Here is a 26,303-nt window from a genome sequence, read left to right as displayed (position 1 = left end):
GCTGACGAACTGCCCACAACCAGAATAAAGGCAACAGGAGCAACCCTCATGAGTTCAACGTCACAACATCAAGGCGCAGGCCAACTGGAAACCCGCGGCATCGAGCCGGTCCCGGAAAACGAATGCAACGGCCATCCGCTGCAGCTGTTCTGGGTCTGGTTCGCCGCCAATATCAGCATCCTCGGCCTGCCCCTCGGCGCCACCTTGGTAGCCTTTCGGGGCCTGGCCATCTGGCAGGCAATCATCGTCGCCATTCTCGGCGCGGCCGGGTCGTTCGCCGTGGTCGGGGTCATCTCCATCGCCGGGCGCCGTGGCCGCGCGCCGAGCCTGACGCTGTCGCGGGCGATCTTCGGCGTGCGCGGCAACATTGGCCCTACCATCGTCTCGCTGCTGTCGCGGCTGGGCTGGGAAACCGTCAATACCACCACCGCAGCGTTCGTCCTGCTGTCGTTGTGCGCGATCCTGTTCGGGACGCCGGTGGAGGCCAAGAGCTCGCCGGGGCTGACCCTGCTGTTCATCGCCATCTTCGTCCTGCTGACCCTTACCGTGTCAGGCCTGGGCCATGCCACCTTGCTGGTCATCCAGAAATGGGCGACCTATATCTTCGGCGCCCTGAACATTGTGGTCGGCGGCTTCCTGCTGGTACACATCGACTGGACGGCTGTGTTCAATGCCACCCCTGCGCCGCTCAGCGCGATGATCATCGGCGTCGGCACCATGGCCGCCGGCACCGGTATCGGTTGGGCCAACGCCGGCGCCGACATGTCGCGCTACCAACACGCGAGCGTCAAGGCCACCCGGCTGGTGGCCTCGGCCGCCTTCGGCGCAGGCATTCCCCTGGTGCTGCTGATTACCCTCGGCGGCCTGCTTTCGGTCGGCAATGACCACCTCGCCTCGGCCACGGACCCGATCATCGCCATTCGCGAGATGCTGCCGACCTGGATGGCCGTGCCCTACCTGATCACCGCCTTCGGTGGCCTGTTGCTGTCCAACAACCTGTCGGTGTATTCGGCCGGCCTGACCACCCTGACCCTGGGCTTGAAGATCAAGCGCGTGCACGCGGTGATCGTCGACATCGTGGCGATCTTCGCCGGCTCGATCTACTTCATGCTGATCGCCGACAGTTTCTACGGCCCGTTCATCACCTTCATCTCGATGCTGGCCGTGCCGATCACCGCCTGGGTCGGGATCTTCATCGTCGACCTGCTGCACCGCCAGGTCTATGCACCCAAAGACCTGATGGACCTGAGCCCGCGCAGCGCCTACTGGTACCGCGGCGGCATCGAATGGCGTGCCCTGGGTTCGTGGGCCCTGGCCATCGTTCTCGGCTTCAGCTTCACCACCGTCGCCACCACCGCGGAACACGTGGTGTTCAAGGGTTTGCTGGCTGACTCGTGGTTCGGCCACAACGGCCTCGGCTGGATCGTCACCTTCATCGTCGCCGGCGGCCTCTACGCGCTGCTGGGCGGTTCTCGCGACCGCCGCGCCGTCAACCAAGAGGCTGCTCATGCCCGCTAGATTGCTCTACACCGGCCAGGTCGTGGTCGACCTGGTCATGGCCATCGACCACCTGCCGGCATCGGGCGGCGATGTCCTCGCCAGAAGCGCCAGCTTCGAGACCGGCGGCGGCTTCAACGTCATGGCGGCGGCCGCGCGCAATGGCTTGCACACCCTGTACCTGGGCCGCCACGGCGAGGGTCGCTTCGGCGACCTGGCGCGCCAGGCGATGGGCACCGAAGGCATCGAGATCGCCACGGCGCCCTCGCCCGGCCAGGACACCGGGCTGGCGGTGGCGTTGGTCGAAGCCTCGGCCGAGCGTTCGTTCATCTCCCACGTCGGCGCCGAGGGCGGCTTGTCCGCCGCCGACCTCGCCGGCGTCACGGTTACCGGCGAGGACATCGTCTTCGTCAGCGGCTACAGCCTGGTCCACGCCAACAAGGTCTCGGCGCTGCTCGCCTGGCTGCGCGGCTTGCCGCGGGGCACCGCCGTGGCCTTCGACCCCGGCCCGTTGATCGATTGCGCCGCCGGCGCCGAGGTGCAGGCTGTGCTGCCGCTGATCACCTTGTGGACCAGCAACTGTGAAGAAGCGCTGCAGTTCACCGGCTGCGAGAACATCGACCAGGCGCTGCAGAGCCTGGCGTCGAGCCTGCAGCCGAACGCGCTGATCGTGGTGCGCGACGGCCCGTCCGGCTGCTGGCTGCAACATGCCGGCAAGACCCGCCACATCCCGGGTATTGCCATCACCGCCGTCGACACCAACGGCGCCGGCGATGCCCACGCCGGCGTGCTGCTGGCCAACCTGGCCAACGGCTGCAGCGCCGATCAGGCCGCCTTGCGCGCGAACGCCGCCGCTGCCATCGCCGTCACCCGCTGGGGTCCGGCGACAGCGCCGGGGCGCGATGAAGTGGATGCCTTGCTGGGGTGAAGATCAGTCCGGCCTGAAATTCGATCATGGCCACCACCGGCCTCAAAGGCGGTCTTAGGCGATGCCACTGGATGCCTATAAATCGAAACAGATGTAGGAGCCGGCGTAGCTGGCGATAGGCCGCGCGGGCGGCCGCTGGTGGCCATATTGGACATCTCGGCGGGCGCCAGGAAGATCAAACCGGCCTGGCGGCCTCTCGGGGCTTTGCCCCTCCCACGTCTGTCCTGAAATTCAATCTTGCCGGTCTATGGTCGAACAGCAAAGGCGGTCGCGGTGATGCCACTGAACGCCTACAAATCGAAACAGATGTAGGAGCGTGCGAAGCCCGCGATAGGCCGCGCGGCCGGCCGGTGGCGGCCATATTGGACATTTCGACGGGCGCCAGGAAGATCAAACCGGCCTGGCGGCCTCTCGGGGCTTTGCCCCTCCCACGTCTGTCCAGAAATTCAATCATGGCCACCACCGGCCTCAAAGGCGGTCATAGGCGATGCCACTGGATGCCTACAAATCGAAACAGATGTAGGAGCGTGCGAAGCCCGCGATAGGCCGCGCGGGCGGCCGGTGGTGGCCATATTGGACATTTCGGCGGGCGCCAGGAAGATCAAACCGGCCTGGCGGCCTCTCGGGGCTTTGCCCCTCCCACGTCTGTCCTGAAATTCAATCATGGCCACCACCGGCCTCAAAGGCGGTCATAGGCGATGCCACTGAACGCCTATAAATCGAAACGGATGTAGGAGCGTGCGAAGCCCGCGATAGGCCGCACGGGCGGTAGGTGGTGGCCATATTGGACATTTCGACGGGCGCCAGGAAGATCAAACCGGCCTGGCGGCCTCTAGGGGCTTTGCCCCTCCCACGTCTGTCCTGAAATTCAGTCATGACCACCAGCGGCCTCAAAGGCGGTCATAGGCGATGCCACTGGATGCCTATAAATCGAAACAGATGTAGGAGCCGGCGTAGCTGGCGATAGGCCGCGCGGGCGGCCGGTGGTGGCCATATTGGACATTTCGGCGGGCGCCAGGAAGATCAAACCGGCCTGGCGGCCTCTCGGGGCTTTGCCCCTCCCACGTCTGTCCTGAAATTCAATCATGGCCACCACCGGCCTCAAAGGTAGGCGATGCCACTGGATGCCTATAAATCGAAACAGATGTAGGAGCCGGCGTAGCTGGCGATAGGCCGCGCGGGCGGCCGCTGGTGGCCATATTGGACATTTCGGCGGGCGCCAGGAAGATCAAACCGGCCTGGCGGCCTCTCGGGGCTTTGCCCCTCCCACCTCCGGCCTGAAATTCAATCATGGCCACCAGCGGCCGCCCGCGCGGCCTATCGCGGGCTTCGCGCGCTCCTACATTTGTTTCGGGCGTATGCATCTGGGATTGCTGGGCACAGGTCATAGGCGCGCTGGTCGGCGGCCACCGTCTGTTGCTGGGCGTCCAGCCGGTCGGTCATGGTGGCGCGGGTGGCGGGGCTGTCGGCAACCTCGCTGAAGAGTGCTGGCGCGCGACGCCCGCCTAGCGCCCGGCGAGCAGGCGCTTGACGGTCAAGGCCAGCGGCACCGTGAAGACGAAGTGCGACATGAAGCCGCCGATGATTACCGCCGGGTCGTAGTAGTTGGGGTGATTGTCGGAGGCGATGGAGATGGCCACGTGCATGGCGATCCAGGCGATGATCGCGTAGAACAGCGCGATGAAGGTCGCCTCGTAACCGCGGCGGCGAAAATACGGCCACACGGCGGCGAACAGCACGCCCCAGCCGATGGCGAAGACGAAGTGAATCAGCGTGCCGAGCAGGTAGGCCCACAGCCCCAGCGATTGCTGCACGTCCTTGCCGAAGACCAGCCCGGTGGCGTTGCGCGGGATTCCGGCCAAGGGCATCAGGTGCTGCACGCCGACCCAGACCAGCGCCTCGTACACCCAGATGCACACCGCACCGGTCAGCCCGCCGATGGCGCCGGCGCGCACGGTGGCGGCCAGGTTCTGACGGTCCGCCGAACCGGCCAGGCCGCTGTGCAAGGCCGCGCCATTGACGCCCAAGCTTGTGTCGTGACTCATGCTTTCACCTTTTTATTGTTGTGGGAGAAACACCGAGAGCCTGACTCTAGGCCTGGGCCGGCGGCCACGCCTGCGCTAAATGCTTAAGCAGGTATCGGTTTTTCTTATGGGCAGTGCCCACCCCCGGCAGCAAAATTAAAGGCAACTTGCCATCAAGGTTTCCCCCGCGCCGCCGACACCTATACAAATATGCAATTGTGCATAAGTTAAGCCCTGCCTCCCGAGGCCACCCATGAACCTGCGTTCCGTCAATATCGCCCCCCGTGCCTCGTTGTGTTTCGCCGCCATCACCTGCTTGCTGATCGCCCTGGGCGTGTTCGCCTATGTTCAGCTCAACCAGCTGCGCCAGACCGAGCAGTGGATCGAGAAAAACCTGTTGCCCAGCATTCAGGTCGGTGACGACCTGCAGATCGCGCTGTTGCACGCGCGTCTGGAAAGTATCCGCCTGCTGGCCACCAGCGACCCGGCCGCTCACCAGAAGGTACTGGCCAATATCGACGCGGCGAAAAAGCAGATGAATGAACGCACGGCGGTGTACCGGCAGAACTTCGTCACCGAGGCGGGCGACGTGGTCAAGTTCGAGCAGGCTTCGGCGTTGATGAAGACCTACATGGCCGGCCTCGATCAGATCGTCAGCCTGGACGCCAGCGACCACGCCAAGGCGGTGGAATTCGCCAACACCACCCAGGCCCAGAACGCGACCAACTACCAGGAAGAGCTCACCGCGCTGCGCGACGCCGACAACCAGGACGTGGCCCAGGCCGGGGTGACCGCCCTGCAGGTGTACAACAACAGCGTGACGGTGGTGATCAGCGTGGTGCTGATCGCCCTGGCACTGACCGTGCTGCTGGCGGTGTTGCTGACCCGCAGCATCACCCGCCCGATCAATGCCTCGCTGGTGCTGGCCACACGCATCTCCCAGGGCGACCTGACCGGCAGCATCGACAGCCACGGCGCCGATGAAGCGGCTCGGCTGATGCAGGCGCTGCAACTGATGCAGACCAACCTCAAAGCCACCATCGAGCAGATCGCCGGCTCCTCGGCGCAGCTCAATCGCGCGGCGGACAACATGACCAGCATTACCGACACCGCCAACCGCACCTTGCAACAGCAGAACAGCGAGATCGAGCAGGCGGCCACGGCGGTCAACCAGATGAGCGCGGCGGTGGACGAAGTGGCGCGCAACGCCACGTCCACCTCCCAGGCCGCCAAGGACTCCACCCAGGCGGCGGCGACCGGCAACCAGAAGGTCGGGCAGACCCTGCAAGCCATGCGCAGCCTGACCGATCGCGTCGAGCTGACGTCCGAGCAGGTGCAAGGCCTGGCCGGCCAGGCCCAGGACATCAGCAAGGTACTGGGCGTGATCCGGGCCATCGCCGAACAGACCAACCTGCTGGCCCTCAATGCCGCCATCGAGGCGGCACGCGCCGGTGAGCAAGGTCGCGGCTTTGCCGTGGTGGCCGATGAGGTGCGCGCCCTCGCCCACCGCACCCAGACCTCGACCCAGGAAATTGAACAGATGATCTCGAGCATCCAGGCCGGCACCTCCCAGGTGGTGGCGTCGATGGGCAGCAGCACCCAGGAGGTGCACGCCACCCAGCGCTCGGCCGACGAGGCCGGGGTGTCGCTGCAGGTGATCAGCGATTCGGTGCAGGTGATCGACGAGCGCAACCAGCAGATCGCCACCGCCTCCGAGGAGCAGGCCCATGTCGCCCGCGAAGTCGACCGTGCGCTGATGAGCATCCGCAACCTGGCCCTGCAGAGCAGCGCCGGCACCCGCGACACCCTGGCGGCCAGCAGCGAGCTGTCGGCGCTGGCGGTGGGGCTGGATCAGATGGTCAGGAAGTTCAAGACCTGAGCCCGCCCGCGCTCAGCCGCCCGGCGTGCCGAACGCCTGTGACGGATAGCGCAAGGTCGGGTCGAACGGGTTGATCTGCGGCCCGATGGCAGCCGCCTCGCGCTTGAGCATCTGCACCACCGTGGGCAGGCGATCGGGCCCCAGCCGGTCGCTGAGGGTGGCGACGCTCAAGGCCGCCACGGCGTGGCCGTTGCGGTCGAGGATCGGCACCGCCAGGCCGGCCATACCCGGCAGTACATTGGTGTTGCGCCCAGCGTAACCCAACCGCCGCACCGTCTCGATCTCGGCGCGCAGGAACACCTCGTCGTACAGGTGAAAGTCCTGCAAGCGCGGCAGGTTGTAGCGGATCACCGTCTCGCGCTCCTCTGACGCCAGGAATGCCAGGATCGCCAGGCTACCCTGACCGACCCCCAGCGCCACCCGGCCGCCGATGTCACCGGTAAAGGTGCGGATCGGGTACGGGCCTTCACTGCGGTCCAGGCAGATGGCGTCGAAGCCGGTGCGCGCCAGCAGGAACAGCGAATCACCCAGTGCGGCCGACAGGCGCAGCAGGCTGGGCCGCACCAGCTCGCGCAGGTTGCCGCTGTGCCCGGCCCGAGCGGCCAGGGCGAAGAACTCCAGGCTCAGGCGGTAGCGCTTGCTGCGCGCGTCCTGTTCCACCATGCCCTCTTCCACCAGCCCGCGCAGCAGCCGGTGGGTGGTCGGCTGCGACAACCCGACCGCCTGGGCCAACTGCGAGACCTTCTCGCCGTTCTCCGCCACCTGCCCCAGGCAGCGCAGCAGAGCGAACAGTCGCGACACGCTGCCAGGTCCCGGCTCCGACCCTTCGATATTCCGCTCAGTGGAATTCATAACCCAATAAACCCATAGCTATTTCGTTAAGTGAAAGGAAATGAAAATAAATACCTTTCAGTGAAATTTGCGCTTGAGCCCATCCTAGCTCTCGCCCTAATCTCGGGTCTACAGGGGCGAACGAATAACAACAGCCGGCAGCCGACCGCAGAGCGCGCGCCAGGCAACTCCCCCACACAGCATTGCTTCGCATCTGCCCTCATTGCACAGCGCCCCGGCTTCAGGGGCCGACACACTGGTGGAACGCGCCCATGGCTTTTCTGCAGCTGCAAGGTCTGTCCAAGCACTATGGTTCGATGCAGGCCGTGGTTGCCACCGACCTGGACATCGACCAGGGCGAGTTCGTCTCCCTGCTGGGCCCCTCCGGCTGCGGCAAGACCACCACGCTGCAGATGATCGCCGGCTTCGTCGAGGTCAGCGCCGGGCGCATCCTGCTCGACGGGCGCGACATCACCCATGCCAAACCCAGCAGCCGTGGCCTTGGGGTGGTGTTCCAGAGCTACGCGCTGTTCCCGCACATGACCGTGCAGGCCAACGTCGCCTTCGGCCTGCGCATGCGCAAGGTGGCCGCCAGCGAGATCGCCAGCCGCGTGGCGCGGGTGCTGCAACTGGTGCGCCTTGAAGCCCACGCCGAGCGCTATCCGCGCGAGCTGTCGGGTGGCCAGCGGCAACGGGTGGCGCTGGCCCGGGCGCTGGTGATCGCGCCGCCGGTGCTGCTGCTCGACGAGCCGCTGTCGAACCTGGACGCCAACCTGCGCGAGGAAATGCAGTTCGAGATCCGCCGCATCCAGACCGAGGTCGGCATCACCACGCTGATGGTCACCCACGACCAGGCCGAGGCCCTGTCGATCAGCGACCGTGTGGTGGTGATGCAGGGCGGGCGGGTGACCCAGATCGACGAGCCGTACAAGCTCTACGAACACCCGCGCACGCGCTTCATCTCCGACTTCGTCGGCAAGGCCAACCTGCTGCCCGGTCGGCTCGATGCGCGGGGCGCGGTCGAGGTGGCGAACGCCACCGGTGCAGGTGAGCTGGTGCTCAGCCTGCGCCCGGAAAAGATCGACCTGCTGCCCGCCGGCAGCGGCCGCCTGCAAGGCCAGGTGCACGTGCGCTACTTTCTCGGCAGCCAGTGGCTGTATCGCCTGGGCACGGCCCTGGGCGAGCTCACCGTGGTGCGCCGCAACGACGGCAGCGCGCCCTTGCCGGTAGGCGCCGCGGTGGGCCTGGACTGGCCGGCCGAATTGCTGCGGGTGCTGGCCGAAGACGAGGTGCGCGCATGAGCCAGAGCCTGCGCGGTTACGGGTTGTCGACCCCAGCGCTGCTGCTGTTCGGCGCCTTGCTGGTGGTGCCGCTATGCCTGACCCTGGCGCTGTCGTTCAACGTGTTCGACTACAGCGTCGGCGTGCGCAACGACGCCTGGACCCTGGACCACTACCTGGCGCTGTTCAGCGACTCGTACTTCTACGGCATCTTCTGGCGCACCTTCTGGATCAGCGCCTTGGTGACCCTGCTCTGCGTACTGATCGGCGTGCCGGAGGCCTATGTGCTCAGCCGCATGGGCCCGCCCTGGCGCTCGATTTTCCTGATCGTGATCCTTACCCCCTTGCTGATCTCGGTAGTGGTCCGCGCCTTTGGCTGGAGCCTGCTGCTGGGCGCCGACGGCCTGGTCAACCAGGCCATCCAGGCCCTGGGCGGGCGGCCAATGAAGCTGCTCTACACGCCGTTCTCGGTGATCATCGCCCTGGTGCACGTGATGCTGCCGTTCATGATCATTCCGGTGTGGACCTCGCTGCAGAAACTCGACCCGGCGGCCGAGCAGGCGGCGCTGTCGCTGGGTGCGAGCCAGGCCACGGTGATGCGCCAGGTGGTGTTGCCGCAGGTGATGCCGGGGGTGCTGTCGGGCACCCTGATCGTCTTCGGCCTGGCGGCCAGTTCCTTCGCCATCCCCGGCCTGCTGGGCGGGCGGCGGCTGAAGATGGTCGCCACGGTGGTGTACGACCAGTACCTCTCCGAGCTGAACTGGCCGATGGGCGCCAGCATTGCGGTGGTGCTGTTGCTGGCCAATCTGCTGATCATGCTGTCGTGGAACCGCATGGTCGAAGGCCGCTTCAAGAAAGCCCTGGGGGAATGACCATGTCGCGCAATGGCCCGCTCGCGCTGTCCTTTCATGCCCTGGTGGTGGTGTTCATGCTGGCGCCGCTGGTGGTGGTGTGCCTGGTGGCGTTCACCCCGGAAAATACCCTGACCCTGCCGACCCACGGCTTTTCCCTGCGCTGGTTCCAGGCGGTGTTCGACCGCGCCGACTTCATCGACTCGTTCTACAACAGCCTGTTGCTGGCGTTCATCGCCGCCAGCCTGGCGACGCTGATTGCGGTCCCCGCTGCGCTGGCCATCACCCGCTATCAATTTCCTGGCCGTGGCTGGCTCAACGGCCTGTTCCTCTCGCCGATCATCATCCCGCACCTGGTGCTGGGGGTGGCGCTGCTGCGGCTGTTCGCCCTGCTGGGGGTCAACGGCAGCTTCACCTGGCTGGTGTTCGCCCACGTGCTGATCATTACGCCGTACGTGCTGCGCCTGGTGCTGGCCTCGGCGCGCGGCATCGACCGCAGCGCCGAACAGGCGGCCCAATCGCTGGGCGCCGGACGCTTCACGCTGTTTCGCCAGATCACCCTGCCAATGATCCTGCCCGGCGTGGCCGGCGGCTGGCTGCTGGCGTTCATCAACAGTTTCGACGAGGTCACCCTGTCGATCTTCGTCACCTCGCCAGCGACCCAGACCCTGCCGGTGCGCATGTACGTGTACGCCACAGAGTCGATCGACCCGATGATGGCGGCCGTCTCGGCGCTGGTGATTGCCCTGACCGCCGTGGCGATGATCGTGCTCGATCGGGTCTACGGCCTCGACCGCGTGCTGGTGGGTAGACACTGATGGCCTTGTTCAAGCGACTGACCGAAACCGCGCGCCCGGCGCTGCCCTTCACCCTCGACGGCCAACCGGCCAGCGGGCTGCTGGGCGACACCCTGCTGACCGCCGTGCTGACCCAGGCCGAGCACCTGCGCCGCAGCGATTTCAGCGCCGCGCCGCGCGCCGGCTTCTGCCTGATGGGCGCCTGCCAGGACTGCTGGGTGAAGCTGGGCGACGGGCGCCGCGTGCGCGCCTGCGCAACCCTGCTGCAGGCCGGCGACAGTGTCTGCCGGGAACCGGGAGCCGTGCTGTGAAGCCGGTGATCGTGGGGGCCGGGCCGGCTGGTATCCGCGCCGCGCAGACCTTGCTCGAACATGCGGTGTGGCCGGTGCTGATCGACGAAGGCCTGCGCGGCGGCGGGCAGATCTACCGCCGCCCGCCGGCCAATTTCCAGCGCGATGCCAAGGCCTTGTACGGCCTGGAGGCGGCCAAGGCCACGCGCGTGCACCAGGTCATCGACCGCCTCGCCGGGCAGATCGACTACCGCTCGGACACGCTGGTGTGGAACGCCGAACACGGCGAGCTCGACACCCTGAGCCAGGGGCGTGCCCAGCGGCTGGCGTATCGGCAACTGATCGTTGCCAGCGGCGCCACCGACCGCATTCTGCCAGTGCCGGGCTGGACCCTGCCCGGCGCCTACAGCCTGGGCGCTGCACAGATTGCCCTCAAGTACCAAGGCTGCGCGATCGGCGAGCGGGTGGTGTTCGCCGGCGGCGGCCCGCTGCTGTATCTGGTCGCCTACCAATACGCCAAGGCCGGGGCCAAGGTGGTGGCCGTGCTCGACAGCGCCCCCTTGAGCGCCCAGGTGCGCGCCTTGCCGGGCCTGCTCGGGCAGTCCTCGACCCTGGCCAAGGGCATGTACTACCGCGCTTGGCTGAGCGCCCATGGCGTGCCGGTGCACAATGGCGCAGTGCTGCATGCCATCCACGGCGAGCAGCGCGTCACCGGGGTGGATGGCAGCGCAGGCCTGCTGGCCTGCGACGCCGTCGCCATCGGCCACGCCCTGCGCAGCGAAACGCAGCTGGCCGACCTGCTCGGGTGTCGGTTCGCCTGGAGCCCTCTGAACCGCAGCTGGCTGCCCAGCCGAGACGGCGAAGGCCGCAGCAGCGTGCCCGGGGTGTATCTGGCGGGCGATGGTGCCGGCATCATGGGCGCCGACGCGGCCGAGCTGGCCGGGGAGCTGGCCGCCTTGAGCCTGCTCGGCGACAGCGGTGTGGCCGTCGATGGCCAGCGGGTGCAGCGCCTGGTCAGGCAACTGGCGGCCATCGCGCGCTTTCGCGACGGCCTGGAAAGCGCCTTCCCCTTCCCTACGCAATGGGCCGCCGCCACTGCCGACGCCACGCTGATCTGCCGCTGCGAGGAAATCAGCGCCGGCGAAATCCGCCAGGTCGTGCGCGAGGGCCATTGGGAAATCAACCGGGTCAAGGCGCACTGCCGGGTCGGCATGGGCCGCTGCCAGGGCCGCATGTGCGGCGCGGCGGCGGCCGAGATCATCGCCCAGTGCAGCGGCCGCGGCATCGATCAGGTCGGCCGCCTGCGCGCCCAGGCGCCGATCAAGCCGCTGCCGTTCGGCGTGGAGAACGAGTCATGAGCCGCGTGCACGAGAGCGAAGTGATCGTGCTGGGCGGCGGCATCGTCGGCGCCTCGGCGGCCCTCTGGCTGGCCCGCCGCGGCCGGCGCGTGACGCTGCTGGAGCGCGACTTCTGCGGCTCGCATTCAAGCGGCGTCAACTACGGCGGCGTACGCCGCCAGGGCCGCCCCCTCAACCAGCTGGCGCTGGCGCAGCGGGCTCACCAGATCTGGGGCGAGCTGCCGGCGCTGCTCGGCATCGACGGCGAGTATGTCCGCTCGGGCCACCTCAAGCTGGCTCGCAGCCACGCCGACATGGCCGCGCTGGAGCACTACGCGCAGGCCAGCAGCGGCTTCGAGCTGAACTTGCAACTGCTCGACCGCAGCGAGCTGCGCCAGCGTTTCCCCTGGGTCGGCGACGTCGCCGTGGGCGCCTCGCTGTGCCCCGACGACGGTCACGCCAACCCCCGGCTGGTGGCCCCGGCCTTCGCCCAGGCGGCGCGGCGGGCCGGTGCCGAGGTGTTCGAGCAGACGCCCGTCGGCAGGGTCGAGCACGATGGCTCGCGGTTCCTTGTCCACACGGCCGATGGTTTGCAGTGGCGCGCGCCCTGGCTGCTCAACTGCGCCGGGGCCTGGGCGGGCGAGCTGGCCGCGCAGTTCGGCGACGGCGTGCCGCTGACCAGCGGCCACCCGGCGATGCTGGTGACCGAGCCTTTGCCGCGGGTGATGGACGTCAGCACCGGCGTCGAGGGTGGCGGCATCTATGCCCGCCAGGTCGCCCGCGGCAACTGCGTACTGGGTGGCGGCCAGGGCTTCGCGCTGGGCCCGGCCCGCGCGCGCCCCGGCCAGGCCGCCGTGCTCGACATCCTGCGCAACGCCGCCGAGCTCTACCCCTTTCTCGCCGGCGCCCAGGCCATCCGTACCTGGAGCGGCACCGAAGGCTACCTGCCCGACCGCCAACCGATCATCGGCCCCGGCCGCACCCAGCCTGGCCTGCTGCACGCTTTCGGCTTCGCCGGCGCAGGCTTCCAGATCGGCCCGGCCGTGGGCGAAGCCCTCGCCGAGTGGGTCTGCGACGGCCACACGACACAGCCCATCGACTCGTTTTCCATCTGCCGTTTTCCCGCCATTGCCCCTTTGGATGCCCGTTAGAGGAAAGTCGCATCATGAAACCCATCCACCGCATCGCTCGAACCTTACCCCTCCTCGCCCTGCTCGGCGCCGGCGCCGCCCAGGCCGAGCCGACCCTCTACCTGGGCATGAACGGCGGCACCATGGAGCGCGTCTATGCCGACGAAGTGCTGCCGATCTTCGAGAAGGCCAACAACGTCAAGGTGGTGATCGTGCCCGGCACCTCTTCGGACATCCTCGCCAAGGTCCAGGCCAGCAAGGACCACCCGCAGATCCACGTGATGTTCCTCGACGACGGCATCATGTACCGCGCCATCTCCATGGGCCTGTGCAGCAAGCTCGAAGACAGCCCGCAGCTGGCCGACATCCCGGCCAAGGCGCGGATCAAGGACCAGGCCGCCGCCGTGACGCTCGGCGTGACGGGCCTGGCCTACAACACCCGGCTGTTCCAGGCCAAGGGCTGGACCGCGCCCACCTCGTGGATGGACCTGGCCGACCCGCGCTTCAAGGACAAGGTGGTGTTCCAGTCGCTGCCGTCCTCCACCTTCGGCCTGCACGGCTTCTTGATGTTCAACCGCATCCAGGGCGGCAACGAGGGCAACGTCGAGCCCGGCTTCAAGGCCTGGCCAAACACCGTCGGGCCCAACGTACTGGAGTACATCGCCAGCTCGGCGAAGATCTCGGAAATGGTCCAGACCGACGAAGCCGCCGTGTTCCCACTGACCCCGACCGGCGTCACCACCCTGCAACTCAAGGGCATCCCGGTGGCCTACGCGCAGCCCAAGGAAGGCGCTGTGGTGCTCAACGTCGCCGAATGCGCGATCGCCAACAACGATCAGCCGGCTCTGGCGCAAAAGCTCGCCGCCTTCCTGCTGTCGCCAGAGGCGCAAGGGCCGGCCCTGGAGAAAGGTGACCAAATCCCGTCGAACCCCAAAACCCCGACCACCGACAAGACCCGCGGCCAGGTAGAGGCCATGAACAAGTACTTGGAGACGGCGATTTCCATCGACTGGGACCAGGTCAACCAGTTGCGCCCGGAGTGGAATGCGCGGTGGAGCCGTTCGATCGAGCGGTGATAGGGCCCGCTGCAGCGACGCTATGAGGGCTACCGGTGTCAACTGGTTCGGTGTTGTCTCGCTCGCCAGCTTCGCCGGCTCCTACGCCACCTGTGTGGCATCCAGGACCCATGTAGGAGCCGGCGCAGCTGGCGAGGGCATCACCTCGGTTTCTGACTCAGGCGGTGGCTTGCCGAGCGCTCCCGGCCTGCTCTATACCCTGCTCTTCGGCGCTCAACACCGAGCCGCTGCCGACCGCGTCGGCCAGGTCGGTCAGGCTGCGCCCGCGCGTCTCCACCGACAGCAAGGTGCCGATCAGGGTCAAGCCGGCCAGGACCATGGTGTACACCGCCATCACCCAGAATGCCCCGCCGGCAATGCCCACCAGAAAGATCCCGAGGATCGGCGCCAGGCCGCCCGACAGCATGGCCCCGACTTCGCGTGACAGGGCGACCCCTGAGTAGCGATAGCGGTTGCCGAACAACTCGGAAAAGTGCGCGCACTGCGAGCCCAGCATGCTGTTGGCGCCAATCGCAAAGCCGCCGACCACCGCCAGCGAGACCAGCAGGGGGCTGCCGTTGTCGATCATCCACCAGGCCGGGTAGGCCCACAGCAGGGTAAAAATCGCGCCGAAGCGGTACACCGCCAGCCGCCCCAGGCGGTCCGACAAGGCGCCGAACAGCGGCGTGGTCAATACGCTGAGCGTGCTGGCCAACAGCACGGCATTGGTGCCGATGGTGCCGAAGTTGGCGCCGTCGGGCGCTCCTTGCTTGAGCGCAAAACCGGTCAAAAAGGCGATCGCCACCGTGGTATAGAGGGTCGAGCAGCCCTGCTCGGCCAGGCGCATCATGCAGGTCGCCAGCAGGGGCCGGCGACCATTGCGCAGCACCGCACGCATCGGCGCGTGGATGACATGCCTGGATTCGGCCAGGTCCTTGAACACCGGGCTTTCCTTGAGCTTGAGGCGCACCCACACCGCCATGGCGATCAGCACGATGCTGGACAGAAACGGCAGGCGCCAGCCCCATTCGAGGATCTCCTCCTGGGTCAGCAACGCCTGCATGACCCGGAAGGTCACGGTGGCCAGCGCCAGGCCGGTAAAAATGCCAACGAAGGGCAAGGCCGCATAGAAGCCTCGCTGCTTGGGCGGCGCCAACTCGGCCATCAAGGTGGCGGCGCCGGTCTGCTCGGCGCCGGCACCGAACCCTTGCAGCAAGCGCAGCAACACCAGGAGCACCGCGCCAACGCTGCCGGTGGGCAGGGCGCCGATCAAGGTGGTGGCCACGCCCATCAGGCCGATGGTCAGCAGCAGCACGATCTTGCGCCCCTTGCGGTCCCCCAGCGAGCCGAAGAACAGCCCGCCGAAAGGCCGCGCCAGAAAGCCCGCACCGTAGGTGGCGAAGCTGGCCAGCAAGGCACCCTTGGTGCCCAGGGAGGGAAAGAAGATATGCCCGAAGACCAGCGCCGACGCCAGGCCATAAAGGGCGAAGTCATAGTATTCCAGGGCGCTGCCGACCGCCCCGGTGAAGATCGCTCGACGCAACTGCTTCGCATCCGGCGCCGGGGCGCGCGAATCGCGGGTGACTGGGTTCATGATGAGCCTCGCTGTTGTTTTTATAATGCGGTCTGTCCCGAACGAGGTTCACGCTAGAAGCCTGCGGCGATAAGCGCCAATGAAGAATAATCAGGGTTTGATAACGACGGGTTATTGGCAATCGGCGCAAGGCTCAAGCCTGCGGTGTGGGGCCACGCGGGACGATGTCCGCTGACGTTGCTGGGTGGGACGCGGGTCCCTATCCCTATCCCGAGACGCTCGCACCCTCCCGTTGGCGACGCAGTCAAGGTGAGAGGGGCGAAGCCCCGAGAGGCCGTCAGGCCGGTTGGCTTGCGGGCTCGATCACGCGATGGCCGCCGGCTCTATCCTTTCCGTCATGAAGGTTCATGAGGACGGCCATCGCCAGCTGGGCTCTGCCAGGTGCCTGGCGAAAAAGTCCGACAGTGCCTTGATCTTCACCGGGCGGCTGCGCGCCGAGGGCGTCACGAAGTACAGGCCGCCGCGCATCATGTGCCACTCGGGCAACACCTCCACCAGGCGCCCGTCCGCCAGGTATTCGCTGGCGATGAACTCCGGCAGCTCGGCGATGGCCTGGCCGTCGAGCAGCGCGGGCAACAGCGCGTCGGCGTTGGTCACTCGCAGCGGCCCGTTGGGCACCACGTCTTCTTCAGCGCCATCGCCGTGGGTAAAACGCCACACCTGACTGCGGGCGCGGTAGGCATAGCTAAGGCAGCGGCGGCCGGCCAGCTCCCGTGGGTGGCCGGGGTGGCCGTGTTCGGCGAGGTAGCCGGGGGACGCTACCAGGTATTGCGCAACCGCGCAGATGCGCCGCGCCACCAGTGAAGAATCGGGCAGTACGGCAATGCGCAGCGCCGCGTCGAAGCCTTCGGCGATCAGGTCGACCGAGGCGTCGGACAGGTGCAGATCCACCGACAGCTCGGGGTATTGGCGCAGCAACTGCGGCATCAGCGGTGCCACCCAGCGCAGGCCGAACGACATGGGGACCGCCAGGCGCACCTGGCCACGCGGCTGCACGGCCATCTCCTGGGCCTCGCTTTGCACCTCCTCGGCTTGCCGATAGATGTCCCCGGCCCTGGCCGCGAGGCTGACGCCAAACTCGGTCAACGCCAATTGCCGCGAGGTGCGATTGAACAGGCGTCCACCCAGGCGCTCTTCCAGGCGCGCCACGGCGCGCGACACGGTGGGCACCGACACCCCGGTCACCCGCGCCGCCGCCGCGAACGAGCCCTCCTCCGCCACCTTGGCAAACATGGCCAGGCCTTCGAAATCCGGAAGCTTGCTCATCCCTGGTTATCCTTTCATTTTTGCAACGATATATTGCCGACAATTCTATTTTGAAGTCTCACGGCCGTCGATATGCTTCTCCCACACCGCAACTCAATCCAACTGATCATCAACGACTGTGGAGAAACATCATGACGGCTATCCAATCGACTCGTAAGCTCGAAGGCAAGATCGCCCTGGTCACCGGCGGCACCACCGGCATTGGCCTGGCCACCGCCAAGCGGTTCGCCGCCGAAGGCGCTCACGTCTACATCACCGGCCGCCGCCAGGCCGAACTCGACGCCGCCGTCGCGGCGGTCGGCAACGCCACCGGCGTGCAGGTCGACTCTACCCACCTGGGGCAACTGGACCAGCTGTATAGCCAGATCGGCGCTGCCCATGGCCATCTCGATGTACTGTTCGTCAACGCCGGCGGCGGCTCGATGGTGCCGTTGGGCGAGATCACCGAGCAGCACTTCGACGAGACCTTCGAGCGCAACGTCAAGAGCGTACTGTTCACTGTGCAGAAAGCCTTGCCGCTGCTGGCAGCCAAGGCCTCGGTGATCCTCACCGGCTCGACGGCGGGCAGCTCGGGCACCGCCGCTTTCAGCGTCTACGCCGCTTCCAAGGCCGCCGTGCGGGCCTTCGCCCGCAACTGGATCCTGGACCTCAAGGACCGGCAAGTGCGCATCAACACCATCAGCCCCGGCGCCACCCGCACCCCTGGCCTGGTCGACCTGGCCGGTCCCGACGCGGCGCAGCAGCAGGGCCTGCTGGACTACCTGGCGTCGTTGATCCCCATGGGCCGGGTCGGCGAAGCGGACGAGATCGCCAGCGCCGCGTTGTTCCTGGCCTCGGACGATGCCAGCTTCGTCAACGGCATCGAGCTGTTCGTCGACGGCGGCCAGGCACAGATCTGACCTGCCGGGGCCCTGCGGCTCAGCGCAACCAGTTGTTCTTGGCCAGGCTCACCAGTTCCCGGGCCCGGCCATCGAGCACCGCGCGCAGCATGAACAGGCCAAAGCCCTTGACGTTGGCGGCGGTGATCTCAGGCGGCATGATCAACTCCTGGCGCTCGCTGACCACATCCACCAGCACCGGGCCATCGTGGGCGAACGCGGTGCGCAAGGCCTGCTCCAGGTCCTGGGGTTTCTCCACGCGGATGCCCTTGATGCCCATGCCCTCGGCAAAGGTGGCGAAGTTGGGATTCTTCAGCTCGCAGCCGACGTCGACGAAGCCACCGGCCTTCATCTCCATCTCGACAAAACCCAGGGTGCCATTGTTGAGCACGATGACCTTGACCGGCAGGTTGGCCTGGCTCAGGGTCAGGAAGTCGCCCATCATCATGGCGAAACCGCCGTCGCCGGACATCGACACCACCTGGCGTTGCGGATGGCTGGCCTGGGCGCCGATGGCCTGGAGCATGGCGTTGGCCATCGATCCATGATTGAACGAGCCGATCAGGCGGCGCTTGCCATTCATCTTCAGGTAGCGCGCAGCCCAGGCGGTCGGCGTGCCCACGTCGCAGGTAAACACGGCATCCTCGGCGGCCAGTTCGCTGACCAGCCGGCTGACGTATTGCGGGTGGATGATGCTGCTGTTCGGGCCGCTCTCGGCGAGGCTGTCCAGGTCCTTGCGCGCGCTGGCGTAGTCGGCCAGCGCCTTGTTCAGGTGGGAGCTGTCGGTGCGTTCATGCAGCCGCGGCAGCAGCTGCTGCAGGCTGTGCCTGACATCACCGATCAGGCCGAGGGCCAGCGAGCAACGGTTGCCGAGAGCCTCCGGCTGCAGGTCGATCTGGGCGATGCGCGCATGTTCGGGGTAGAACTGCCGGTAGGGAAAGTTGCTGCCCAGCACCAGCAGGGTGTCGCAGTCCTTCATGGCATTGAAGCCGGAGGAAAACCCGATCAACCCGGTCATGCCGACGTCGAACGGGTTGTCGTACTCCAGGTGTTCCTTGCCGCGCAGGGCGTGGACGATCGGCGCCTTGAGCTGCTTGGCCAGCGCCACCACTTCGGCGTGGGCTCCGGCGCAGCCGGCACCGCAGAGCAGCGTGATGCGCTGGCCACTGTTGAGCAGGCTGGCCAGCGCATCGAGCTGCGCGGCCTCGGGCACCACCACTGGCGGCGTAGGCGCATGCCACTGGCTGACGCTGGCCTCCAGCGGGGCCAGGGCGACATCGCCGGGGATCACCACCACTGCCACACCCCGGCGGCTGACCGCCACGCGCATGGCGCGCTCGAGCACCTGCGGCAACTGCGCGGGATTGGAGACCAGCTCGACGTAGTGACTGCAGTCCTTGAACAACGACTCGGGATGAGTGGCCTGGAAATAGTCGATGCCGATCTCGCTGCTGGGGATGTGCGCGGCGATGGCCAGCACCGGTACGCCACTGCGGTGGCAGTCGAACAGCCCGTTGATCAGATGCAGGTTGCCCGGCCCGCAGCTGCCGGCGCACACCGCCAGCTCGCCGGTCAGGTGCGCCTCGCCGCCGGCGGCAAAGGCGCCGGCTTCTTCGTTGCGCATGTGAATCCAGTCCAGGCCGCCGAGGCGGCGCATGGAGTCGGTGAAGCCGTTGAGCGAGTCACCGACCACGCCATAGACGCGTTTGACGCCGGCGTGCTTGAGGGTTTCAACCATGAAATCGGCAGCGGTAGGCATGGGTGCAGGCTCCTTGAAGTGGGTGAGTGCAAGAATCTGAGTACCGCTCTGGCAGGGCGTTCCAGCGCGTTTGTGAAACTCTTGTCACGCCCTCTGCTGGCCAGGTGGAAGGAGACAAGGCCGCCAAAACGGCCGCCCGCCTGACAGACTGAGCTATCCTGACCCGCCTCCCATCCCGCCCGAGAAACCGTTGCACATGCTCAACCCCCGCCACGAAGACTCTCTGCCCACCGAGCAACTGGCCGAAGACCTGCGCCGAGTCATCGGCAACCTGGTACGCGAGGTGCGCAGCGGCGCGCAGACGCCCTCCTCGGCGCAGTCGCAGACCCTGGGCCTGCTCGATCGCCACGGCCCCAGCAGCATCAGCGACATGGCCGCCCACCGGCACGTCAAGCACCAGAGCATGCGCCTGGTGGTCGCGCAGCTGGAGCAGCAAGGCCTGGTGACCCGCGCCGCCGACCCCGGCGATGCGCGCAAGCAGTTGATTGCCCTGAGCGCAGCAGGCCGCGCGGCGCTGGCCCAGGACCGTCTGCAGCGCAGCGACTGGCTGGCCCTGAGGCTTGCGCACAGCAGCGCCGCCGAACGCCAGACCCTGGCGGGTGCCGTGCAGATCCTCGAGCGCCTGCTGACCAACGCCGCGCCCGGCTGATCAGGCACCCTGCAAGGCCGCCAGCACACTGGGCAACGAGTTGATGCCCCAGTGCTCGACGTACTGGCCGTGCTCGATGCGCACAATGTCGATGACCTCGATGACCACTTCGCGCCCGGTCGCGGCCACGCCCAGCAGCGTACCGCTGTGGCGGCCAGTGATGCGTTTGCGGCTGGTGACCTTGTCGTGTTCGGCGATCTGGTCGAGCACTTGGACCTTGAGCCCGGTGAGGCCAGGGTGCAGCACCCGGCTGAAGGTGTTCCACAAGCCTTCACGGCCATTGGGCTGGCCTGGCGGCGCCGAGTGGTTGACGAAGTTTTCGGCGACCAGCGACTCGAACGCCGTGCGGCTGCACTGTTCGATGACCTGCTGATTGAAGGCAATGACGACGGCTTTGTTGGCTTGCGACATGGGGCCTCCTCGATCGATCAATGATTGAAGGTCCAATATATACAGTCTGACTGTATATTAACAAGCGATGGGAAGAGCCAAGCCCTGAACGCTCTGACCTACCCGGGCCAGCCCTGCCCACCCGCCAAGGTAAACGCAAACACCGTCTCGCCCTGCCGCCCGCTCAGCGCCAAGAGCACCCCGCCATGGGCCGTGACGATCGACGAGCAGATGGCCAGGCCCATGCCGGTGCCGTTGGCCTTGGTGGTGAAGAAAGCCTTGAAGATGTCGCCACCGAGGCTTGCGTCCAGGCCGCAGCCGTTGTCTTCCACCAGCACCAGGACACCGCCGGGAATCGCCCGGGTCTGCACCCGCAGGCGCCGCGCCAGGGGCGGCAGGCCTTGCACGGCGTCGGCGGCGTTATTGACCAGGTTGAGAATCACCTGCTGCAGTTGCACGGCATCGGCCTGCACCGGCGGCAGGTCGGCCAGGTCCAGGGCCACCGTGGTGTAGCGGTCCTGCAGCTCGTTGGCGGTCAGGCTCAGGACATGCCGGATCAGCCCGCCCAGGTCCAGCGCCTGGCGCTCGGGTGGCGCCTGGCGGGCCAGGGCGCGCAGGGCGCCGACGATGGCGGCAGTGCGCTGGCCGTCCAGCACGATGCTTTCCAGGCTCGCCACCGCCTCGTCGAGCACGGCGGTGTCGCGGCGCAACCAGCGCAACGCGGCGCCGGCATTGCTGAGGATCGCGGTCAGCGGCTGGTTGACCTCATGGGCGATCGACGCCGCCAGCTCGCCCAGCACCGTGGCCTGGCTGGTGCGCCCCAGCTCGGCGCGGGCACTGCGCAACGCGGCCTCGGTGCGGCGCCGCTCGCTGACATCGAAGACCACGCCCAGGTACAGCTGCTCGCCATCGGGTTCGCCCAAGGCCTGCAGGTGGCAGATCTCGCCGCCCTGGCTGACCACGCGAAAGTCCAGGCGAAAGGGCTCGTGCGCGGCGCTGGCCTGCTGCAAGGTGCGGTCGAAGCGCGCGCGGTCGTCGGGGTGCACGTGGGCCGCCAGCTCCAGCCGGCGCGCCTGCCCGGGGGCGCTCGGCGCCGGCACCAGGCCCAGCTGGGCGAACAGTTCGGGCGACCAGAACGAGCGGTCCAGCGCCGGCTTCCAGATGAACGAACCGTGCCGCCCTCCGGTCTCGCCAAGGGCCAGCAGCGCCCGCGAGGTGCGCAGGGTGGCCTCGCTGTCCCGGCGCCTGCGGTTCTCTTCGAGCAGGTCACGATACAGGCGCGCGGTGCTGATGGAAATCGCCGCCTGGGCGGCCAGCAGCTCCAGCACATCGACCCGCGCCGGGCTGAACACCCCGTAGGTCAGTGGGTTCTCCAGGTACAGCGCGCCGATGCTTTCGTTCTGCTGCAGCAAGGGCACGCACAGGCGTGAGCCACAGGGGTGGCGGCGCAGGTAGGGGTCGTCGGCGAAGCGCGGGTGGCTGCCGGCGTCGTCGAGCACCAGCGGCTGGCGGCCGCGCACGGCACTGCGGATCAGGCTCAGGGGCAGCTCCTCGGGTTCGGCCACATGGTTGTGCGCGCTGTACTCCACGCCGCCATGCCCGGCCTGGCCGCTGGCGCGCACCCGCAAGCCGCCCTCGTCGAGCAACAGCAGCACGGCATGGCTGGCCCCGGCGTGCACCAAGGTGTTGCTCAGCAAGGTCTCGATCAGGCGGTCCAGCTCGATCTCCCGCGACAGCGCCTGGCAGGCCTTGGTGATCGACAACAGGTCCAGTTGCTGCTGGCCGCCGGGCAGTTCCACCGAGGCCCGGGTGGCGCTGGGTGCCGTCTGCAAGTGCGGATGGGCCGCCTCCATCTGCTCGGCCAGGGCCAGCGCACCCCAGCGCCGCCAAGCGTCACGGGCCTGGCGCTGGTGTGCGCGGGCCGACACCTGCAGCCCCAACTGCAGATGACAGCGGCTGGCCAGTTCGTAGGCCAGGCCCTGGATGTGCACCGCGCCGCAGGCAATCGCCCGGGCGATGGCGCGGTCGTACTGCTGCAAAGCTTCGAGCAATTGGCCGTCGGCGCGCAGCACTTCGGCCAGGGCCAGGTCATGGCGGTCGGCGAAGGCCCTGGGGTTGAGGTCGGCGAAATAGCGCAGGCGCTGCATGCCGCGCTGCAGGGTCGCGCGGGCCTGCACGTCGGCCCCGGCGGCCTGGCCGAGACTGGCGGCAGCGTTGAGCACCGAGAACAGCGCCAGGTCGATCAGGTGAATGTGCGCCGGGGTCACCCAGCTCTGCGCCCAGGCGCGGTCCAGGTGCGCGCCGGCCTCGGCGAAGTTGCCCTCCAGGTAGAAGAACAGACCCTCGAACAGGCTCCACCAGAACAGCGCGCGACCATGACGGGTGTGCGCCAGGCGGCGGCCCAGCTCGGCACGGCTGGGGATGCTCACGGCGCCCTGCGGGGTGCCCGCCAGGCGGCGGATGTACAGCGCCTGAATGAACAGGATGTTCTGCGAGTCGGCGAATTCCAGGTTGCGCGCCATGCCCAGGCCGGTGTCGATCTGGCGCAGGATGCGCTCGATCGGCGCGCCCATCACCAGCAGGTCGGAGACGATGTGGTTGTTGGCGTAGCAGGCCATGCTCGGCATGTCGCTGGCCAGGCTCTCGCGCAGGGCCTGCTCGGCATAGCCCAGGGCCTGGGACAACGGCTGCTGCCACACGCTCAGCTGGCCGAGTACCAGCAGCGCCGGGGCCTTGTGCGGGTGATAGGCGTGGCGCTCGACCAGCTGCAGCGCCAGGTGCGCCCACTGCAACCCGCGGGCATGGGCGTCGTTGCGGTGCGCCGAAGCCACCCCGAACCAGGCGCACGCCTGCGCTCCGGCTGGGCTGATGCCGTGTTGCAGGGTCAGGCGCACGGCGTGGCACAGCAGCACGAACATCAGGTTGGCGCGAATGAACGAGCCAGGAATCACCGCCCGCGCGAGCAGCTCGATCTGCCGGGCGACCGTAGCGTTGTCCAGCTCGGGCAGGTCGATCAGGCTGGCGATGCTGCGCCCGGCCAGGTGCTCGTCGAGCGCCTGCGCCGCGGCCTGCACCTGGGCGTCGTCCGGGTCGCTGGCGATGCGCAGGCCGACCACCGCCAGGCCGTCCACCGCCGCCTGCACCGCCGCCGGATAGTCCCCTGCCAGCGCCATGACCTCACTCTTGAGCAGGTACAACGGCGTAACGGCCACCGCGCTGCGGGCCAGCTCGAGCAGCTCGACGATCTGCGCGTCGGCCTGGCCGTAGTCGCCGTTGAGGATCAGGCACTGCGCCTGCAGGTAGCCCAGCTGATACTGGCTGTCGCGGTCGCGCTGGCGGCCGTCGAGGCTCAGCAGGTGCTGCGCCTGGGCCAGGTACTGCAGGGCAAAGGGTGCGGCGGCGGCCTCCTTGGCGCGCAGCGCGGCCTGCGCCAGCACCTCGATAAAGCGCCGCCGCCACAGCGCCGGCAACCCGCTCACGGTTGCCTGCAGCACCTGCGCGGCCAGGCGAAACAGGCTGTCCGAGCTCGGCGCCGGGCCGAGGCTGCCGACCAGGCGCCAGGCAATGGCAGCGTGCTCGGCACCGTGCCGTTCGGCCGGCTGCAGGGCGCGCGCGGCGTCGCGCACGCTGTCGTGGCAGAAGCTCAAGCCGCTGTGGTCCTCACGGATCAACCCCGCGTGGATCGCCGGCGCCAGCACCGGCGGCAGCTGGTTGACCGACAGCTGCCCGGCCAGCGCCAGCTCGGCGCGCGGCGCGTGCTGGCCGAACAGCGCCATGCGGTAGAGCAGCTGCGCGGTACGTTCGGGCAGCCGGGCCAGGCGCGTGCCCATCAGGGCGAAGATGTCCGACAGCGCGGCATCGGCCTGCCCCTCGCCGGCATGGGGCAACTCCTGCATCGCCTGCAACAGCTGGCTGATGAACAAGGGATTGCCGGCGGTGCGCGGGTGCAGGCACTCGGCGAGCTGGTCCACCTGCGCCTCCGCCACGCCCGGGCAGGCGTGCACCAGCGCCCGGGTGTCGGCCAGGGTCAGGTCCGGCAGGGGCAACAGGGTCAAGGGGATCTGCAGGCTGTGGCAGTGGGCGATCCACTGCTCGAGCAGCGGGTTGCGATGGGCCTGGTCATCGCGGCAGGCACCGAGCAGCAACAGGTGGTCGAAGTCTTCACGGCGCAACTCGCAGAGCAGCGCCAGGCTGGCGTCGTCCAGCCAGTGCAGGTCGTCGAGCAGCACGATCAAGGGATGCTGCGGGCCGGTCAAGGCGCGCCAGGTGCGCAACAGCAAGTGGCGCAGACGGCCGCGCGCATCGCCTTCGGCCGGCTCGTTGCTGGGCGGCAGCGGCCCGGTGACCTGTTCCAGTTCGGGCACCAGCCGCGCCAGCAGCTGGCCGTGGGGCGCGGTGGCGGCCAACAGCCGTTCGCGCCAGTCGGCCAGCGCCTTGGCGCCAAGCCCGGCCAGGCGCGCGAGCAGCGCCCCGAGCATGCCGGCGATGGCCGCGTATGGGCGATGCTGTTGGCCGGCCTCGAAGCGCGCACCGGCGAACAGCACCGGGCTGCTGCCCAGGTGCCGGCGCAGTTGCCTGGCCAGCGTGGTCTTGCCCATGCCAGCCGCCGCGCCGAGCAGTATCACGCCACCCGGTTGCCGGCGTTGCAGGCGCTGGCTGGCGTCGATCAACTGGTTGAGCAGCGCGGTGCGGCTGGGCAAGGGCAGTTCGTGCTGGGTCCGCGCCGGCGTCGCCGCCAGGCGCTGGGCGCTGAGGTGGCCGAATTCGTTCCACTCGCTCAAGGCTTCGCGCAGGCGCAGCTCCAGGGCATCGGCGTTGGCCGTGCGGGCGTCCGGGGTCTTGGCCAGCAGGTCTTCGAGCAGCGGCTGCAAGGCCGGCGGCAGGTCGTCACGCCACAGCGACAGGGCTGGCGCCGGCACGGCCACGTGCTGATGCAGCCAGGCCACGGGGTCGTGGGCGTCGAACGGCAGGTGGCCGGTCAAGAGTTCGTAGAAGCTCACGCCCAGGGAGTACAAGTCGCTGCGCTGGTCTGCCACCTGCGCCAGCCGGCCGCCCTGCTCGGGCGACATGTAGGGCAGGCTGCCGTAGATGCCGCCGGCACTGGCCGGGTGCTCGCCGAGGCGCCGAGCCAGGGCGAAACCGCTGAGGCGCACCTGATCGTCGCGGCCCAGCATCAGGTTGGCCGGCTTGATGTCGCAGTGCACCAGGCCGTGGCGGTGCGCACCGGCCAAGGCCGCCGCCGCCGAAGTGGCCAGGCGCAGGAAGCGCTCCACCGAAATCTTGCCGTCGGCCAAGGCCGTGAGCGGCTGGCCACCGTGGTCGTCGAACACCGTGATCGGACCTTCCGGGGTGTGCAGCTGGGCCACCGGCACCAGCGCCCAGGCGGCGTGCAGCTCACCGGCCAGGTTCCACTCGCGCTCCATGCGGCGAAAGTCGGCGTCGCTGGCGTCCGAACGCGGGCGCAGGATCAACCAGTCGCGGGTGGCGATCGGCGAACGCACGCGCCAGCGCACCAGGCCGCCGTCTTCGTCGAGCAGCGTCCAATGCAGATGCCGCAGCCAGTGTTCATCGAAGCCTTCGACCTGCGCCCGCGCATGCGCCTGGGGGCTCAGCGGGTTGTGGGGGGGCCTGGTGGTCATGGGCTCGGTTACCGTCCTGGTGCTGGCTGAGCGATTAATTCATTGGATTGTCAACTTGAGGCATGACAGCATAAAAACCAAAGTGTGAAAAGATAAAGTAAGACGATAATGAACAACGATCTTATCCCTTGGGGTAAGTACTTAAAACGCTATTAAGGATGGGGCGTTTTTTATATTGATTACTTATAACTTATGGAGCTTTTTGATTGATCAGGGTGGCCGGCCCCAC

The 26,303-nt window shown here is 67.6% G+C and carries 19 protein-coding genes; 12 read left to right on the top strand and 7 right to left on the bottom strand.

Annotated features, from left to right (window positions below; all coding sequences use genetic code 11):
- Nucleotides 1–48: 48 nt before the first annotated feature.
- Together SFA35_RS10410 and SFA35_RS10405 are read left to right on the top strand one after the other, a co-directional pair.
- Nucleotides 49–1,518, top strand: coding sequence for a purine-cytosine permease family protein (locus SFA35_RS10410; protein WP_320577943.1), 1,470 nt, complete (start codon nucleotides 49–51; stop codon nucleotides 1,516–1,518).
- Nucleotides 1,508–2,425, top strand: a complete 918-nt coding sequence (locus SFA35_RS10405; protein WP_320577940.1) for a PfkB family carbohydrate kinase — start codon at nucleotides 1,508–1,510, stop codon at nucleotides 2,423–2,425. Before SFA35_RS10410 ends, SFA35_RS10405 begins: the two co-directional genes overlap by 11 nt.
- 1,505 nt (nucleotides 2,426–3,930) lie before the next feature.
- Here the strand turns inward: SFA35_RS10405 and SFA35_RS10400 are convergent.
- Complete coding sequence (locus SFA35_RS10400) at nucleotides 3,931–4,470, bottom strand: hypothetical protein (RefSeq protein ID WP_320577938.1); 540 nt, start codon at nucleotides 4,468–4,470, stop codon at nucleotides 3,931–3,933.
- 232 nt (nucleotides 4,471–4,702) lie between these two features.
- On the opposite strand from SFA35_RS10400, the gene SFA35_RS10395 reads away from it, so the two are divergent.
- Nucleotides 4,703–6,328: a methyl-accepting chemotaxis protein gene (locus SFA35_RS10395; RefSeq protein ID WP_320577935.1), complete on the top strand. Its 1,626-nt coding sequence runs from the start codon at nucleotides 4,703–4,705 to the stop codon at nucleotides 6,326–6,328.
- 12 nt (nucleotides 6,329–6,340) lie between these two features.
- Here SFA35_RS10395 and SFA35_RS10390 read toward each other — a convergent pair whose 3' ends face one another.
- A complete protein-coding gene (locus SFA35_RS10390) occupies nucleotides 6,341–7,180 on the bottom strand; it encodes an IclR family transcriptional regulator (RefSeq protein WP_320577933.1) in 840 nt (279 codons plus the stop codon).
- Between the two features lie 251 nt (nucleotides 7,181–7,431).
- On the opposite strand from SFA35_RS10390, the gene SFA35_RS10385 reads away from it, so the two are divergent.
- Genes SFA35_RS10385 through SFA35_RS10355 form a run of 7 tightly spaced genes read left to right on the top strand, consistent with a single transcriptional unit; the run spans nucleotide 7,432 to nucleotide 13,920 of the window.
- Nucleotides 7,432–8,460: an ABC transporter ATP-binding protein gene (locus SFA35_RS10385; RefSeq protein WP_320577931.1), complete on the top strand. Its 1,029-nt coding sequence runs from the start codon at nucleotides 7,432–7,434 to the stop codon at nucleotides 8,458–8,460.
- Nucleotides 8,457–9,311 carry an ABC transporter permease gene (locus SFA35_RS10380; protein ID WP_320577929.1) on the top strand — a complete coding sequence of 285 codons (855 nt, stop codon included), beginning with the start codon at nucleotides 8,457–8,459 and terminating at the stop codon, nucleotides 9,309–9,311. Before SFA35_RS10385 ends, SFA35_RS10380 begins: the two co-directional genes overlap by 4 nt.
- Nucleotides 9,312–9,313: 2 nt before the next feature.
- Complete coding sequence (locus SFA35_RS10375; RefSeq protein WP_320577927.1) at nucleotides 9,314–10,108, top strand: ABC transporter permease; 795 nt, start codon at nucleotides 9,314–9,316, stop codon at nucleotides 10,106–10,108.
- Complete coding sequence (locus SFA35_RS10370; protein WP_320577925.1) at nucleotides 10,108–10,398, top strand: (2Fe-2S)-binding protein; 291 nt, start codon at nucleotides 10,108–10,110, stop codon at nucleotides 10,396–10,398. Before SFA35_RS10375 ends, SFA35_RS10370 begins: the two co-directional genes overlap by 1 nt.
- Nucleotides 10,395–11,735 (top strand): NAD(P)/FAD-dependent oxidoreductase, encoded by a 1,341-nt coding sequence (locus tag SFA35_RS10365; protein WP_320577923.1) that lies wholly within the window; start codon nucleotides 10,395–10,397, stop codon nucleotides 11,733–11,735. Before SFA35_RS10370 ends, SFA35_RS10365 begins: the two co-directional genes overlap by 4 nt.
- Nucleotides 11,732–12,865: an FAD-dependent oxidoreductase gene (locus tag SFA35_RS10360; RefSeq protein ID WP_320577921.1), complete on the top strand. Its 1,134-nt coding sequence runs from the start codon at nucleotides 11,732–11,734 to the stop codon at nucleotides 12,863–12,865. Before SFA35_RS10365 ends, SFA35_RS10360 begins: the two co-directional genes overlap by 4 nt.
- Nucleotides 12,866–12,879: 14 nt before the next feature.
- The gene (locus SFA35_RS10355) at nucleotides 12,880–13,920 is read left to right on the top strand and encodes an ABC transporter substrate-binding protein (protein WP_320577919.1); all 1,041 of its coding nucleotides are present in this window, start codon (nucleotides 12,880–12,882) and stop codon (nucleotides 13,918–13,920) included.
- Nucleotides 13,921–14,077: 157 nt separating this feature from the next.
- Here SFA35_RS10355 and SFA35_RS10350 read toward each other — a convergent pair whose 3' ends face one another.
- A complete protein-coding gene (locus SFA35_RS10350; RefSeq protein WP_320577917.1) occupies nucleotides 14,078–15,493 on the bottom strand; it encodes an MFS transporter in 1,416 nt (471 codons plus the stop codon).
- A 345-nt stretch (nucleotides 15,494–15,838) separates the two neighbouring features.
- A complete protein-coding gene (locus tag SFA35_RS10345) occupies nucleotides 15,839–16,759 on the bottom strand; it encodes a LysR family transcriptional regulator (RefSeq protein ID WP_320577915.1) in 921 nt (306 codons plus the stop codon).
- 131 nt (nucleotides 16,760–16,890) lie between these two features.
- Between SFA35_RS10345 and SFA35_RS10340 the strand changes: the two genes are divergently transcribed.
- A complete protein-coding gene (locus tag SFA35_RS10340; protein WP_320577913.1) occupies nucleotides 16,891–17,658 on the top strand; it encodes an SDR family NAD(P)-dependent oxidoreductase in 768 nt (255 codons plus the stop codon).
- Between the two features lie 19 nt (nucleotides 17,659–17,677).
- Here the strand turns inward: SFA35_RS10340 and poxB are convergent, their stop codons facing one another.
- Nucleotides 17,678–19,396, bottom strand: a complete 1,719-nt coding sequence (gene poxB / locus SFA35_RS10335; protein ID WP_320577910.1) for a ubiquinone-dependent pyruvate dehydrogenase — start codon at nucleotides 19,394–19,396, stop codon at nucleotides 17,678–17,680.
- Between the two features lie 196 nt (nucleotides 19,397–19,592).
- Between poxB and SFA35_RS10330 the strand changes: the two genes are divergently transcribed.
- Nucleotides 19,593–20,045, top strand: a complete 453-nt coding sequence (locus tag SFA35_RS10330; RefSeq protein ID WP_320577909.1) for a MarR family winged helix-turn-helix transcriptional regulator — start codon at nucleotides 19,593–19,595, stop codon at nucleotides 20,043–20,045.
- On the opposite strand, the gene SFA35_RS10325 is transcribed toward SFA35_RS10330, so the two are convergent.
- The gene (locus SFA35_RS10325) at nucleotides 20,046–20,456 is read right to left on the bottom strand and encodes an ester cyclase (protein WP_320577907.1); all 411 of its coding nucleotides are present in this window, start codon (nucleotides 20,454–20,456) and stop codon (nucleotides 20,046–20,048) included.
- Between the two features lie 98 nt (nucleotides 20,457–20,554).
- Nucleotides 20,555–26,074: an AAA family ATPase gene (locus SFA35_RS10320; protein WP_320577906.1), complete on the bottom strand. Its 5,520-nt coding sequence runs from the start codon at nucleotides 26,072–26,074 to the stop codon at nucleotides 20,555–20,557.
- Nucleotides 26,075–26,303: the final 229 nt, after the last annotated feature.

Source organism: Pseudomonas sp. HR96, assembly GCF_034059295.1.
Lineage (GTDB): Bacteria > Pseudomonadota > Gammaproteobacteria > Pseudomonadales > Pseudomonadaceae > Aquipseudomonas.
This window is presented reverse-complemented; position numbering and strand designations above follow the sequence as displayed.

What these genes read in the sequence shown, in the direction of transcription:
- SFA35_RS10320 (WP_320577906.1), bottom strand. Translation starts at nt 26,074, where the DNA reads ATGACCACCAGGCCCCCCCACAACCCGCTGAGCCCCCAGGCGCATGCG.
- SFA35_RS10405 (WP_320577940.1), top strand. Translation starts at nt 1,508, where the DNA reads ATGCCCGCTAGATTGCTCTACACCGGCCAGGTCGTGGTCGACCTGGTC.
- SFA35_RS10395 (WP_320577935.1), top strand. Translation starts at nt 4,703, where the DNA reads ATGAACCTGCGTTCCGTCAATATCGCCCCCCGTGCCTCGTTGTGTTTC.
- SFA35_RS10325 (WP_320577907.1), bottom strand. Translation starts at nt 20,456, where the DNA reads ATGTCGCAAGCCAACAAAGCCGTCGTCATTGCCTTCAATCAGCAGGTC.
- SFA35_RS10380 (WP_320577929.1), top strand. Translation starts at nt 8,457, where the DNA reads ATGAGCCAGAGCCTGCGCGGTTACGGGTTGTCGACCCCAGCGCTGCTG.
- SFA35_RS10360 (WP_320577921.1), top strand. Translation starts at nt 11,732, where the DNA reads ATGAGCCGCGTGCACGAGAGCGAAGTGATCGTGCTGGGCGGCGGCATC.
- SFA35_RS10375 (WP_320577927.1), top strand. Translation starts at nt 9,314, where the DNA reads ATGTCGCGCAATGGCCCGCTCGCGCTGTCCTTTCATGCCCTGGTGGTG.
- SFA35_RS10350 (WP_320577917.1), bottom strand. Translation starts at nt 15,493, where the DNA reads ATGAACCCAGTCACCCGCGATTCGCGCGCCCCGGCGCCGGATGCGAAG.
- SFA35_RS10390 (WP_320577933.1), bottom strand. Translation starts at nt 7,180, where the DNA reads ATGAATTCCACTGAGCGGAATATCGAAGGGTCGGAGCCGGGACCTGGC.
- SFA35_RS10345 (WP_320577915.1), bottom strand. Translation starts at nt 16,759, where the DNA reads ATGAGCAAGCTTCCGGATTTCGAAGGCCTGGCCATGTTTGCCAAGGTG.
- SFA35_RS10355 (WP_320577919.1), top strand. Translation starts at nt 12,880, where the DNA reads ATGAAACCCATCCACCGCATCGCTCGAACCTTACCCCTCCTCGCCCTG.
- SFA35_RS10410 (WP_320577943.1), top strand. Translation starts at nt 49, where the DNA reads ATGAGTTCAACGTCACAACATCAAGGCGCAGGCCAACTGGAAACCCGC.
- SFA35_RS10330 (WP_320577909.1), top strand. Translation starts at nt 19,593, where the DNA reads ATGCTCAACCCCCGCCACGAAGACTCTCTGCCCACCGAGCAACTGGCC.
- SFA35_RS10385 (WP_320577931.1), top strand. Translation starts at nt 7,432, where the DNA reads ATGGCTTTTCTGCAGCTGCAAGGTCTGTCCAAGCACTATGGTTCGATG.
- SFA35_RS10370 (WP_320577925.1), top strand. Translation starts at nt 10,108, where the DNA reads ATGGCCTTGTTCAAGCGACTGACCGAAACCGCGCGCCCGGCGCTGCCC.
- poxB (WP_320577910.1), bottom strand. Translation starts at nt 19,396, where the DNA reads ATGCCTACCGCTGCCGATTTCATGGTTGAAACCCTCAAGCACGCCGGC.
- SFA35_RS10400 (WP_320577938.1), bottom strand. Translation starts at nt 4,470, where the DNA reads ATGAGTCACGACACAAGCTTGGGCGTCAATGGCGCGGCCTTGCACAGC.
- SFA35_RS10340 (WP_320577913.1), top strand. Translation starts at nt 16,891, where the DNA reads ATGACGGCTATCCAATCGACTCGTAAGCTCGAAGGCAAGATCGCCCTG.